Source organism: Arenimonas fontis, assembly GCF_008386465.1.
GTDB lineage: Bacteria > Pseudomonadota > Gammaproteobacteria > Xanthomonadales > Xanthomonadaceae > Arenimonas > Arenimonas fontis.
Window position 1 is genome coordinate 201,800 of record NZ_VUOD01000002.1, and the last position, 12,364, is coordinate 214,163.

Sequence of the window (12,364 nt, forward strand, 5' to 3'; positions counted from 1 at the left end):
GCGCCTTTTAAGGCGCTGATGGGCCCTGTTCGCTGCTCCGCACCGACAGGGAAACGCTCGCCTCGCGAGCCCTCGTCACTCTCCCGGAGTTCCCATGTCATCCGATCTTTTCGGCCGCGCCGAGGGGCTGTCCGCCCCGTCGCGCCGCCGCTTTGTCCAAGGCCTTGCCGCCGGAGGCGCCGTTGCAGCCCTCGGCCTGTGGCCCCGCTCCAGCTGGGCCGTCAAGGCCGAAGGCGTCCCCAATGTGCTCTCGGGCACCGACTTCGACCTGACCATCGGCGAGACGCCGATGAACTTCACCGGTGCCACGCGCCCTGCGATCACGGTCAACGGATCGATCCCAGCGCCCCTACTGCGCTGGCGCGAGGGCACCACGGTCACCCTGCGGGTCCGCAATGCCCTGCCCCCCGGCTCGATCCATGGCGACCAGACGTCGATCCACTGGCACGGCATCCTGCTGCCGGCCGACATGGACGGGGTGCCCGGGCTGAGCTTCAACGGCATCAACCGCGGCGAGACCTACCAGTACCGCTTCAACGTCGTACAGGGCGGCACCTACTGGTACCACAGCCACTCCGGTTTCCAGGAGCAGGCCGGCCTCTACGGGCCGCTGGTGATCGAGCCGCTGGAGCCCGAGCCCTTCGCCTATGACCGCGATTACGTGGTCATGCTCAGCGACTGGACCGACCTCGACCCGGCGCGGTTGTTCGAGCGCCTGAAGAAGCGCTCCGACTACGACAACTACTACAAGCGCACCGTCGGCGACTTCCTCGACGACGTGCGCACGCAGGGCCTGCGCGCGACTTTGGCCGACCGCGGCATGTGGGGCCGCATGCGCATGACGCCGACCGACCTGTCGGACGTCAACGGCAACACCTACACCTACCTCATGAACGGCATGACCTCGCTCGGCAACTGGACCGGGCTGTTCCGGTCGGGCGAGAAGGTCCGCCTCCGCTTCATCAACGGCTCCGCGATGACGTACTTCGACGTGCGGATCCCGGGGCTGAAGATGACCGTGGTCGCCGCCGACGGCCAGTACGTGCATCCGGTGACGGTGGACGAGTTCCGCATCGCCGTGGCCGAGACCTTCGACGTGATCGTCGAACCGGCCGGGCAGGATGCGTTCACCATCTTCGCGCAGGACGCCGGGCGCACCGGCTACGTCAGCGGCACGCTGGCCGTGCGCGAAGGCCTGCGCGCGCCGGTGCCCGCGGTCGACCCGCGCCCGATCCTGACCATGGCCGACATGGGCCACGGCGGGATGGACCACGGCGGCGGCCACGCCGCGATGGATCACGCCGCGCACGGCGCCGCCGCGCAGCCCGATCCGCATGCCGGCCACGCCGCGCACCGCGGGCAAGGGCAGGGGATGCAGACGCATCCGGCCAGCGAGGCGGGTAATCCGCTGGTGGACATGCAGGCGATGACGGCGCAGCCGCGCCTGTCCGATCCGGGCGTCGGCCTGCGCGACAACGGCCGCCGCGTGCTGACCTATGCCGACCTGCGGAGCACGTTCCGCGATCCCGACGGGCGTGAACCCGGCCGCACGGTCGAGCTGCACCTGACCGGCCACATGGAGCGCTTCGCCTGGTCCTTTGACGGAGTGAAGTTCGCTGACGCGGAGCCCCTGCGGCTGAACTATGGCGAGCGCATGCGGATCGTGCTGGTCAACGACACGATGATGTCGCACCCGATCCACCTCCACGGCCTGTGGAGCGACCTCGAGGATGAATCCGGCAACTTCATGGTGCGCAAGCACACCATCGACATGCCGCCAGGCACCAAGCGCAGCTACCGGGTGCGCGCCGATGCGCTCGGCCGCTGGGCCTACCACTGCCACCTGCTCTACCACATGGAAGCCGGCATGTTCCGCGAAGTGCGGGTGGAGGAATGAACGCCATGACCCTATCCCGCCGCAACCCGCTCACCCTCGGCTTGGCCACCGCGCTGCTCCTCACTGCCGGTGTCGCGCCGGCGTGGGGCCAGGAGACAGATCACGCCTCGCACCATCCGGCAGCGAAGCCGACTGCCGCACAGTCGCAGGCCAAGCCGGTTGACCCACGCCCCAGCGACCATGCGCACCACGCAACCCCGTCAAAGCCACCGGCGGAACCGATGGAACATGGAACGCAGGATCACGGATCCATGGACCACGGAAACATGGACCACGGCGCCATGAAACAGGGGGCGGCGGACCCTGCCGGCAGCGATCACTCCACGATGGACCATTCCTCGATGGATCACTCTGGAATGGATGGATCGAACATGGACCACTCGGGCATGGACCACGCTTCCATGGGCCACCAGGCAGGTGCCAGTCAGGATCTCCCGGCCACGGCCGAACCACACGAGCCTATTCCTGTCGTCACGCCGGCCGATCGGGCCGCGGCGTTCCCGGACCTCGATGCGCACGTAATGCACGGCGAATCGATCAACTCCTACTGGTCGCTTGACCGGCTTGAGGCCTGGGACGCGGATGAGGACGGCACCGGCATGGCCTGGGAAGCGAAAGCCTGGGTCGGCTCCGACTTGAACCGGCTCTGGCTGCGCAGCGAGGGCGAGCGGGTGGGCGGATCCACCGAGTCGGGGGATGTGGAAGTCCTGTACGGTCGGGCCATCGCCCCCTGGTGGGACGCGGTCGCCGGTGTCCGCCATGACTTCGGTTTCGACGGCGGTCCATCGCGCACTTATGCCGCGCTCGGCGTCATCGGCCTTGCCCCGTACAAGTTTGAAGTCGAAGCGACCGCCTACGTGGGCGAGTCCGGCCAGGTCGGGCTTGGGGCGGAAGCCGAATACGAAATGCTGTTCACCAACCGGTTGATCGGCCAGTGGCTGATCGAGGGCGAAGCCTGGAGCAAGGACGATCCGGCGGTTGGAATCGGCAGCGGACTGAGCAAGGTCGAAGCCGGTTTCCGCCTGCGCTACGAGTTCCATCGGCAGTTCGCTCCCTATGTCGGCGTCGTCTGGGAGCGTGCCTACGGCGGAACCGCAGACTTCCGTCGCGCGGAGTCCGGTGATGTCGACGACACCCGTATCGTGGCGGGCGTGAGGATCTGGTTCTGACCGGAGTACTCGTATGCAACCGAAGACTCGCAAGCGTCTCTGGCTGATCGGGGTTCCGCTGGTTGTCGTGGCCGGTACGGCGGCTTCATCTGGGGCGGCGTATACAACGTCGCCGCGGATGACATGCACACCAGGCCCGTGCACTTTGTGCTCCAGACCGCACGCGAGCACTCCATCCTGGCGCGTGCGGGAAGGTTGGACGTCCCGCCGGGCCTGGACGATCCAGCGAGAATCGTCCAGGGCGCGGGCAACTATGCGGCGATGTGCGCTGGCTGCCACCTGGCCCCGTCGATGGCCGAAACCGAGTTGAGCCAGGGCCTGTATCCCACGCCGCCGGACCTCAGTAAACACAAGGTCGACGTGGCCAAAGCGTTGATCTCCTTGGAGCCCGCGCAATGAACGCAACAGCAATCTCCTTCACCCTGGCGCTGGCACTGGCCGTCGTGTCCCCCGCAATGGCGCAGGCGACACCGTCGCACGCACATCGCCCCGCTGCCGCGCCATCTGCGGACGTCGACGTCCCAGCCACTGCAGAGGCCGCGGTCGCCGTGGCGGAACGGTTCAACACCGCCCTGTCCAGCGGCGACCTGGCCACGGTCGAAGCCTTGCTCGCTGCCGACGTTCTCATCCTCGAGTCCGGAGGTGCAGAACGCAGCCGCGAGGAATACATGGGCCATCACGCAGTCAGCGATGCGGCGTTCCTCAAGGGCGCCCATCGCCAGCTGCTCCGTCAGCGTGCACGAACCGCTGGCGAGTTCGCGTGGGTCGGAACCGAAAGCGAGCTGCACGCCCAGCAGGACGGCCAGCCACTGACCGTCCAGAGCACCGAGACGATGGTGCTGAAGCGGACCACGGACGGCTGGCGGATCGTCCACATCCACTGGTCCTCGCGGACCAAGCGCTGACTGGAGAAGCCGAAATGAATGCTTACAGATTGAATCGACTGGCGTGGGTGGCTTTTGCGGTCGCCGGCCTGGGTGCCTGCACCCAGGCGGCTACACCCGCGCAATCCACCATCGCACCCGCTGCACAGGTCGTCCCTGAAACAGCCGACGCCACTCCCGCTGCCCTGCCACGCATGACCGTCCACAAGACCCCGACCTGCGGGTGTTGCGGTAGCTGGGTCGACCACGTGCAGAAGGCGGGCTTCACCGTGGATGTGCACGACATGGATGACCTGGGTCCGGTCAAGGAGCGCCTGGGTGTCCCCTATGCAAAGGGCTCCTGCCACACGGCCGAGGTCGGCGGATACGTCATCGAGGGCCATGTCCCGGCCGAGGACATCAAGCGCCTCCTCGAAGAAAAGCCGGACGCACGCGGCCTGGTCCTGCCGGGAATGCCGCTCGGCTCGCCGGGCATGGAGGTCCCTGCCGGGCGACAACAGCCGTACACGGTCGAGCTGGTCCGTCACGACGGAACCACCGAACCCTTCGCACAGCATTGATCCATCGGAGCAACAGGGGCGGTGTTGCGGGCGCGCCGAGTCTCGTCCGCGAGGAAGAAGGAGAACCACATGACTCACCATTCCGCGGCACACCGGTCCCAGGCCATGAACGAGTGCATCGACAACTGCACGCAGTGTCATGAGATCTGCCTGGAGACCATCAACTATTGCCTGACCAAAGGAGGTGCCCACGCGGCCCCGGAGCACATCGCACTCCTTGCGACGTGTGCCGATATCTGCGCAACCAGTGCCGACGCGATGCTGCGCGGTGCCAGCGTTCACGACGTGGTTTGCGGTGCCTGCGCGGAGGTCTGCCGCCAGTGCGCCGATGCATGCGACGCCATGAACGACCCGGAGATGGCGCGCTGCGCCGAAGTTTGTCGCCGCTGCGCGGAAAGCTGCAGCGCCATGGCGGCTTGATGCGTCGAGGATCCCACCTGAGCAGGCGGGATCCTCATCTGCAATATCAAAGCTGACCAACCGTGTTTTCGGTGACAGCCCGACATCCAACGCATGTCGGGTCCAACACAGCACGGCCCCCAACGGGGCTTAGCATCACATTCGCAATGAGGATTAATCACTATGAGATCATCAAACGTCCTTCGCTCCTTCGCGCTCGTCCTCGCGATTGCGGCTGGGCAGTTCTCCCTGCAGATCGCGCACGCCCACGCCGCGCTGCAGCAGTCCACACCGGCGGCAAATGCGGTGGTGGCCTCGCCAGACCAGATCGATCTCGTGTTCAACGAAACATTGATTCCGCGGGCGTCGCGTCTCAAGTTGCTCATGAAGCACGGCAGTTCCACCATGCCGATCGAGAATTTCACGACCGAGATCGTCAACAACGGCAAGACCCTGCGTGCCAAGTTGCCCCAGCCGCTGGCTCCGGGCGTCTATACCGTGGAATACCGCGCCGTTGGTGGCGACAACCACCCCATGACGGGCAGTTTCAGCTTCACGGTGCGCTGAGGAGCCACAAATGCTCGACCTGTCGGCTTATGCAGTGAGGTTCCTGGAATACCTAGTCCTCATGGTTCTTTTCGGGGTCCCATTGCTCGGGTGGTACGGTTCGCGTCGAGCGGCACTCACCGATGCCCTGGCCGGATGGCCACTTATGGGCATTCTATTGGCAAGTGCCGCTGTCGGTATCGTGCTCACCGGCGCCGATGTGGTCTTCAAGACCGCGGGCATCATGGGGATGCCGCTTGCCGACGTTGATCGCGCATCGCTTGGCTGGTATCTGCTCGAGACGTCCGCGGGCCGGGCAGCGATGGCGAGAGGCGCGCTGCTGCTCGCCCTGATGTTTGTGCTTGGATGGCATCGTCGCCGCGGGAAGGTGGAGCCCGCCTTCCCGCTGGCGGTGACGCTGGCGGGCGGCGCACTCGCTTCTCTGGCATGGAACGGCCACGCGGCCGCTGGTGAGGGCGTGGCAGGCGCGGTCCGGCTTGCTGCGGGCCTTGTCCATCTTCTTGCGGCAGGCGGCTGGATCGCAGCGGTCCTGATGTTCCTGGGGATGCTCCTGCGCGGCAAGGAGGCCTCCGGCAGCGGGCGTCTGCGATCAACGCATGACTTTCTGCATGGATTTTCGACGCTGGGAACGATTTTCGTTGCTGCGCTCGTCGTGTCCGGCATCGTGCACTACGGGGATCTCACCGCGTGGTCGTTTTCGGCCCTGTTTCAGAGCACCTACGGGAAGTTGCTGCTGTTCAAACTGGCTCTGTTCGGCGGAATGCTGGGTTTGGGAGCGCTGCACCGATGGACGCTGGTGCCGCGCCTGGGACGGGCGCTGACCAGCGGAGATCCCGCGCAGGAGGTGCGGGCTTTGCGGCAGAGTGTTACGGCTGAGGCCGCGCTGGCCATCTTGATCCTGGTTGTTGTTTCAGTGCTCGGGACGCTCAGCCCCGAATAGCTGTGTAACCCCCAATGGCACACTGCCTTGGCAGTCCATCCCCACTAAAGCGAGCATCGGCATGAACTCACCGTCGTCCCATGACCATCACTCCGCAGGCGCTGTCCCTGTCGAGACTGCAGATGGACGGGTAACCGACCCGGTCTGTGGCATGCAGGTAGATCCCGCCACCACGCCGCATCATGCGGACCACGCCGGCGCCCATTTTCACTTCTGCTCGGAGCGATGCCGCGCGAAGTTCGTGGCTGATCCCGAGCGCTACCTGACGTCCCGGGACGAACCCGAGGTGGCACGGCCCGGCGCCATCTACACCTGCCCGATGCACCCGGAAGTTCGACAACAGGGTCCAGGCAACTGTCCCTTCTGCGGCATGGCGCTGGAGCCGGAAATGCCCAACCTGGAGGACGACGACAATCCGGAACTTCGCGACTTCTCGCGCCGGTTCTGGTGGACGCTTCCGCTGACGGTGGTGACGCTCGTGCTGGCCATGTTCGGCCAGTACCTCCCGCGTATCGTGCTGGGCGGCGTGCAGATCCTGCCGCTGTCGATCGACCTGCAAACCTGGGTCGAGCTGGTCCTGACCACACCGGTCGTGCTGTGGGCCGGCTGGCCGTTCTTCGAGCGCTGCGTGCAGTCGATCCGCAACCGCAGCCCGAACATGTTCACCCTCATCGGGATTGGCGTTGCGGCCGCCTTTGGCTACAGCCTGGTCGCCACGCTGGCACCCGGCTTGTTCCCGCCGTCGTTTACCGAGCACGGGCGCGTCGGTGTGTATTACGAGGCGGCAGCGGTAATCGTATCGTTGACGCTCCTGGGCCAGATGCTGGAGCTGCGGGCACGTTCGAAAACCTCCGCGGCGATCAAGGGCCTGCTCGGTCTCGCGCCCAAGGAAGCACGGCGGGTCAACCCCGACGGTACCGAGGAAGACATCCCGCTGACCCACGTGCATGTCGGCGATCACCTGCGCGTGCGTCCTGGCGAGAAGGTGCCGGTGGATGGCGAAGTGGTCGAGGGCCGCTCCAGCGTCGACGAATCGATGCTCACCGGCGAGCCGATCCCGGTCGAGAAGACCGCGGGCGACCAGGTCATCGGCGCGACCCAGAACGGCACTGGCGCACTGGTGATCCGTGCCGCCAAGGTGGGTTCCAATACGGTGCTGTCGCAGATCGTGCAGCTGGTCGCGCAGGCGCAGCGCTCCCGCGCGCCGATGCAGCGGATGGCTGATACCGTCGCCTACTGGTTCGTGCTCGCAGTGCTGGCGATCGCGGTGGCCACCTTCTTCATCTGGGGCTTCTTCGGCCCGGACCCGGCCTGGACCTTTGCCATCCTGAACGCGGTCTCGGTGCTGATCATCGCCTGCCCCTGCGCGCTGGGCCTGGCGACGCCGATGTCGATCATGGTCGCCACGGGCAAGGCGGCGCAGGTGGGCGTGCTGTTCCGCGATGCCGAAGCCATCGAGCATATGCGCCGCATCGACACCCTGATCGTCGACAAGACCGGCACGCTCACCGAAGGGCGCCCGGCCTTCAAGGAAGTCGTGGCCTTCGAGGGCTTCGACGCCGACCAGGTGCTGCACCTGGCGGCCAGCCTGGACCAGGGCAGCGAGCATCCGCTGGCCGATGCCATCGTGGCCGAGGCCCGACGCCGGAACTTCAAGTTCGACCGCGTGGAGGACTTCGACTCGGTGACCGGCATGGGTGTGCGCGGAACCGTAGCGGGTCACGCGCTTGCGTTGGGCAATACCGCACTCATGGATGATATGGGCGCCGATCCCGGTGCGCATGTCGACGTCGCCGAGCGTCTGCGCCGCGAGGGTGCTAGCGCCATGTTCCTCGCCGTGGACGGTCGCTTGGCGGGTCTGATCGCGGTCGCAGACCCGATCAAGGCGTCGGCCGCGACCGCCATCAATGAGCTGCACGCCGCCGGGCTGCGCATCATCATGGCCACCGGTGACGGGCTCACCACCGCACGGGCCGTGGCCACCGAGCTGGGCTTGGACGAGGTGCGTGGCGAAGTCCGCCCCGAGGACAAGGCCGAGCTGGTGCAGCGCCTCAAGGGCGAAGGCCGGCGGGTGGCGATGGCCGGCGACGGCATCAACGATGCTCCCGCGCTGGCCGCCGCCGACGTCGGCATCGCCATGGGCACGGGCACCGACGTCGCGATGTCCAGCGCCCAGATCACCCTGGTCAAGGGCGACCTGCGCGGCATCCTGCGCGCCCGCAAGATCTCCCAGGCCACCGTGGCCAACATGAAGCAGAACCTCACCTTCGCGTTCCTGTACAACGCGCTTGGGGTGCCGGTCGCGGCCGGGGTGCTCTACCCCGCGTTCGGGATCCTGCTGAGTCCGATGGTCGCGGCGCTGGCAATGAGCTTGAGTTCGGTATCGGTGGTGGCCAATGCACTTCGCCTGGCCAAGTCGGCCGCCGTACCGCCCTCGCCGACGGCACCCGTGCGGGACCGTACCTTGGGCCTCGCCAGGGATTGACTTGAGTCAATTGCATCGGTCCTGGTAAGAGATAAGCTCAAGTCATGGTCCGCATCCGCCATCGGAATTGGTTCCAGCGCACCGCCCTCCTCGCGATGGCGGCGCTGCTCTGGTCCCAGTTCGCGCTGGCAGGCCACGGCGAGTGCCTGGATCTCCCAGGCACGCCGGCGGCGTTTGTCGCTGCCGCCACCGACACCCGACACGACCATGGCCACGGCTGCGATGCCGAGCTCCCCTCGGCGAGCAAGGCACTGTGCGACGCGCACTGCACCGCGGGTGACATCTCGGCGGACAGTGGGCGCATCCCTTCGATTCCGCCGCTCCTTGTCGGAGCATGGCTCTCCTGGTTCGCAGTCGCCGAGATCGGGGATGGTGCGCGGGGCGTCACGTCCACATGGGTGGATTCGCCACCCAGGCCCGCCTGGCACCGACCTACCGCCCATCCCGCGGCGCTCCTGCTGATCTGATGCCCGGACGCTGACTGCTCCGCACCTCTGTGCGGCGCGGTCCTGTGCGTTCGCGCCGTGGCTGCGTCACGGCATGTGTTCCTGCCCTCGTCCGAGCGACCTGCGTCGCGTCGGCCCAAGGACACTGATATGGCATCCCTGTTCGACCCGATGCAGGCCAGGCGCCTGCACCCTTACCCGCTGTTCCGCCGTCGGCCACTGCTCCGGCACCTGCTTGCCTGCGTGTTCGCCGGCGGCTTGTGGACGCTGGCGCTGCCCGCGACCGCCACCGAACCCATCCCGGGGCACAGCCTCGAGTCGATCCGCACCTGGGTTCTGGAACACAACCCCGAGCTGCGGGCCATGGACTTCGAAACCCAGGCCGCCGAAGCGAGGATCCTTCCCGCAGGTGCCCTGCCCGATCCGATGGCCTCGGTTGGATTCCGCGGCCTCGATCCGGACAAGCCCTGGCGCACCGCCGGTGCCGAGCGCGAGGTGAACTACGCGCTGCGCCAGCGCTTCCCGCTCTGGGGCAAGCGTTCGCTGGCCCGCGAGGTCGCCACCCATGAGGCCGAGGCGATGCGGCTGGAGCGCGAAGCCACCGCGCGCACGCTGCTCGCCGAGGCCGAAGCCGCCTACGTCCGCTACTGGCACGCCGACCAAGCGGTGGCGGTGCTCGACCGCCGCATCGCCCTGCTCCGCCAGGTCGAGGAAATAGCCGGCGTGCGCTACGCCCTGGGTCGCGCGGCGCAGCAGGATGCCATCCGCGCCCAGGTCGAGCAGACCAGCCTACAGCGCGAGCGGATCGAACGCCTCGCGACCAAGCAGGAGGCGGCCGCCACCTTGAACGCGGTGCTGGGGCGCCGGTCCGATGCACCGCTGGCGACTCCCGGCGAGGCGCCGCGCCTCGCCGTCCACAGCGCCTCGCTTGCCGAGGTACTGGATGACGCCGATGCGCATCCCGCGGTGCGCTCGCAGCAGGCCCGCGCCGAGGCGGCGCGCACGAACGTGGTGCTGCAGCGTCGCAACCGCTTTCCGGACATCACCCTGGGCGTGGGCGCGATGCAGCTCGGCAACGGTATCGAGAGCACCGAACTGATGCTCGAGGTCGAGATCCCGTTCCAGCAGCGCGCCCGCCGCGAACGCGAGCGCGAATCGCGCCTGCTCGAAGAAGCAGCGCTCGCCCGCAGGGACGCCACGCTGCGGGCCGTGGAGGAACGCGGCGCCTCTGCCTGGGCGCAGTGGACCAGCGCACGCGAACGTCGCGAGCTGATCGAGAACACGCTGCTGCCGCAGGCCGACGCCACCTGGCAATCCGCCCTGGCCAGCTACCAGGTCGGCGAAGTCGACTTCGGAACGCTGCTGGAAGCACTCAATGAATGGCAGGGCGCCGACCTCGCACGGGTCGATGCACTGCGTGACGAACTGTTGGGCGCCGCCGCCGTGCGCGCCATCGAAGGAGAGATCCGATGACCCGTGTCCAGACCCTGTCGCTCGCCATCGGCGTCGCACTCGCCGCCCTCGCCGTCGGCTGGATGGCCGGCCGCGCGACGAACGATGCTCCGAGCGCAGCCACGTCCGCCGAAGCGCCGGCCGCGGAACGCAAGGTGCTCTATTACCGCAATCCCATGGGCCTTCCGGACACCTCGCCGGTGCCGAAGAAGGACCCGATGGGAATGGACTACATCCCCGTCTACGAAGGCGAGGAGGCCACCGCACCCGGCACCGTCGTGCTGACGCCGGAGAAGGTGCAGACGCTCGGTGTGCGCACGGCGGTGGTGGAACGCGCGCCGCTGGCCGCCGGGGTGCGCGCCAGCGCCACGCTGGAGATCGACGAGACCCGGCAGTACGCGATCGCACCGCGTTTCGAAGGCTGGATCGAGCGCCTGTACGCCGACCAGACCGGCATGCGCGTGCGCCGCGGCCAGCCGCTGATGCGCGTGTACAGCCCGGAGCTGATGGCGGCGCAGCAGGAGTACCGCGTCGCCGATGCGGCGGCGCGCAAGCTCGCGCAGAGCGATCCGGTCAGCGCCGCCTCGATGACGCGCCTGCGCGATGCGGCGGTGGCCCGCCTGCGCAACTGGCAGATCGCCCCGCGCCAGCTCGGACAGGGCGACGGCAGCTTCGTGCTGACCTCGCCGGCGGACGCGGTGGTGATCGAGAAGCCGGTCGTGCAGGGCGCGCGCTTCGAGCCGGGCGAGACCGTGCTGCGGCTGGCGGACCTGTCCACGGTGTGGGCGGTGGCGCACGTGCCAGCCGCGCAGGCGGCGGAGCTGCGGGTCGGACAGGCCGCGCGTTTCGAATCCACCACCCTGCCCGGCCGTCGCTTCGACGGCACGGTGACGTTCGTGCAGCCGGTGCTGGACACCGCCACGCGCACGGTGCAGGTGCGGGTGGCGCTGCCGAATCGGGACGGCGTGCTGCGTCCCGGCCTGTTCGGCGCGATCGTGCTGGAGCGCGACGACCCGACGCCGGTGCTGAGCGTGCCGCGCTCGGCGGTGCTCGACAGCGGACTGCGCCAGGTGGTGCTGGTCGAGCGCGCGCCCGGCCGGTTCGAGCCGCGCGAGGTGCGCACCGGGCGGCGCGCCGGCGATCGCGTCGAGATCCTGGAAGGCGTGCGCGAAGGCGAACGCGTGGTGGTGGCGGCGAACTTCCTGATCGACGCCGAGAGCAACCTGCAGGCGGCGTTGCAGGGACTGGGCGCGCACGCCGGCCACGGTGGGTCCGCACCCGCCGCACAGGCGACCGCGCCCGCGGCGGTGGACCACGCCGGACATGGGCCGGCGATGCCACCGGTCGATACGAAGAAGGACACGCAGCCGGCCCCGGCCACGCCGCGACCGACGCCGCAGGCGCCCGCGCAGCCGTCGCCGGCGCCGGCCGACCCGCACGCGGGCCACGCCCCGACCGCGTCGCCCGATCCGCACGCCGGGCACGCCCCGCCCCCGCCATCCGATCCGCACGCCGGCCACGCGCCGGCAACCGACGGCACGCACGACGGCCAGGAGGACCGCTGA

At 68.0% G+C, this 12,364-nt stretch carries 12 protein-coding genes; all 12 read left to right on the forward strand.

The window, feature by feature from the left end:
* Window positions 1-94: 94 nt before the first annotated feature.
* The 12 genes from F0415_RS03315 to F0415_RS03370 all read left to right on the forward strand — a co-directional run bounded on the left by F0415_RS03315 (window position 95) and on the right by F0415_RS03370 (window position 12,364).
* Window positions 95-1,897: a copper resistance system multicopper oxidase gene (locus tag F0415_RS03315; protein ID WP_149859774.1), complete on the forward strand. Its 1,803-nt coding sequence runs from the start codon at window positions 95-97 to the stop codon at window positions 1,895-1,897.
* A gap of 5 nt (window positions 1,898-1,902) precedes the next feature.
* Window positions 1,903-3,066: a copper resistance protein B gene (locus F0415_RS03320; RefSeq protein WP_425457816.1), complete on the forward strand. Its 1,164-nt coding sequence runs from the start codon at window positions 1,903-1,905 to the stop codon at window positions 3,064-3,066.
* A gap of 123 nt (window positions 3,067-3,189) precedes the next feature.
* The gene (locus tag F0415_RS03325) at window positions 3,190-3,465 is read left to right on the forward strand and encodes a hypothetical protein (protein ID WP_188310273.1); all 276 of its coding nucleotides are present in this window, start codon (window positions 3,190-3,192) and stop codon (window positions 3,463-3,465) included.
* Window positions 3,462-3,971: a nuclear transport factor 2 family protein gene (locus tag F0415_RS03330; protein WP_149859775.1), complete on the forward strand. Its 510-nt coding sequence runs from the start codon at window positions 3,462-3,464 to the stop codon at window positions 3,969-3,971. Before F0415_RS03325 ends, F0415_RS03330 begins: the two co-directional genes overlap by 4 nt.
* Before the next feature lie 14 nt (window positions 3,972-3,985).
* Window positions 3,986-4,510 carry a DUF411 domain-containing protein gene (locus tag F0415_RS03335; RefSeq protein ID WP_246149841.1) on the forward strand — a complete coding sequence of 175 codons (525 nt, stop codon included), beginning with the start codon at window positions 3,986-3,988 and terminating at the stop codon, window positions 4,508-4,510.
* Between the two features lie 69 nt (window positions 4,511-4,579).
* Window positions 4,580-4,930, forward strand: coding sequence for a four-helix bundle copper-binding protein (locus tag F0415_RS03340; RefSeq protein ID WP_024889951.1), 351 nt, complete (start codon window positions 4,580-4,582; stop codon window positions 4,928-4,930).
* Window positions 4,931-5,092: 162 nt separating this feature from the next.
* Window positions 5,093-5,476, forward strand: coding sequence for a copper homeostasis periplasmic binding protein CopC (copC, locus tag F0415_RS03345; RefSeq protein WP_125077099.1), 384 nt, complete (start codon window positions 5,093-5,095; stop codon window positions 5,474-5,476).
* Window positions 5,477-5,486: 10 nt separating this feature from the next.
* Window positions 5,487-6,416, forward strand: coding sequence for a copper homeostasis membrane protein CopD (copD, locus tag F0415_RS03350; RefSeq protein WP_149859776.1), 930 nt, complete (start codon window positions 5,487-5,489; stop codon window positions 6,414-6,416).
* 61 nt (window positions 6,417-6,477) lie between these two features.
* The gene (locus F0415_RS03355) at window positions 6,478-8,901 is read left to right on the forward strand and encodes a heavy metal translocating P-type ATPase (RefSeq protein WP_149859777.1); all 2,424 of its coding nucleotides are present in this window, start codon (window positions 6,478-6,480) and stop codon (window positions 8,899-8,901) included.
* 44 nt (window positions 8,902-8,945) lie between these two features.
* Window positions 8,946-9,368 (forward strand): hypothetical protein, encoded by a 423-nt coding sequence (locus F0415_RS03360; protein WP_149859778.1) that lies wholly within the window; start codon window positions 8,946-8,948, stop codon window positions 9,366-9,368.
* Between the two features lie 129 nt (window positions 9,369-9,497).
* A complete protein-coding gene (locus F0415_RS03365; protein WP_246149842.1) occupies window positions 9,498-10,820 on the forward strand; it encodes a TolC family protein in 1,323 nt (440 codons plus the stop codon).
* The gene (locus tag F0415_RS03370; RefSeq protein WP_149859779.1) at window positions 10,817-12,364 is read left to right on the forward strand and encodes an efflux RND transporter periplasmic adaptor subunit; all 1,548 of its coding nucleotides are present in this window, start codon (window positions 10,817-10,819) and stop codon (window positions 12,362-12,364) included. The genes F0415_RS03365 and F0415_RS03370 overlap by 4 nt, the downstream gene beginning before the upstream one ends.

Excerpts from the sequence above, each read along its gene's own strand:
- F0415_RS03315 (WP_149859774.1), top strand. The coding sequence starts at position 95 with ATGTCATCCGATCTTTTCGGCCGCGCCGAGGGGCTGTCCGCCCCGTCG.
- F0415_RS03320 (WP_425457816.1), top strand. The coding sequence starts at position 1,903 with ATGACCCTATCCCGCCGCAACCCGCTCACCCTCGGCTTGGCCACCGCG.
- F0415_RS03325 (WP_188310273.1), top strand. The coding sequence starts at position 3,190 with ATGCACACCAGGCCCGTGCACTTTGTGCTCCAGACCGCACGCGAGCAC.
- F0415_RS03330 (WP_149859775.1), top strand. The coding sequence starts at position 3,462 with ATGAACGCAACAGCAATCTCCTTCACCCTGGCGCTGGCACTGGCCGTC.
- F0415_RS03335 (WP_246149841.1), top strand. The coding sequence starts at position 3,986 with ATGAATGCTTACAGATTGAATCGACTGGCGTGGGTGGCTTTTGCGGTC.
- F0415_RS03340 (WP_024889951.1), top strand. The coding sequence starts at position 4,580 with ATGACTCACCATTCCGCGGCACACCGGTCCCAGGCCATGAACGAGTGC.
- copC (WP_125077099.1), top strand. The coding sequence starts at position 5,093 with ATGAGATCATCAAACGTCCTTCGCTCCTTCGCGCTCGTCCTCGCGATT.
- copD (WP_149859776.1), top strand. The coding sequence starts at position 5,487 with ATGCTCGACCTGTCGGCTTATGCAGTGAGGTTCCTGGAATACCTAGTC.
- F0415_RS03355 (WP_149859777.1), top strand. The coding sequence starts at position 6,478 with ATGAACTCACCGTCGTCCCATGACCATCACTCCGCAGGCGCTGTCCCT.
- F0415_RS03360 (WP_149859778.1), top strand. The coding sequence starts at position 8,946 with ATGGTCCGCATCCGCCATCGGAATTGGTTCCAGCGCACCGCCCTCCTC.
- F0415_RS03365 (WP_246149842.1), top strand. The coding sequence starts at position 9,498 with ATGGCATCCCTGTTCGACCCGATGCAGGCCAGGCGCCTGCACCCTTAC.
- F0415_RS03370 (WP_149859779.1), top strand. The coding sequence starts at position 10,817 with ATGACCCGTGTCCAGACCCTGTCGCTCGCCATCGGCGTCGCACTCGCC.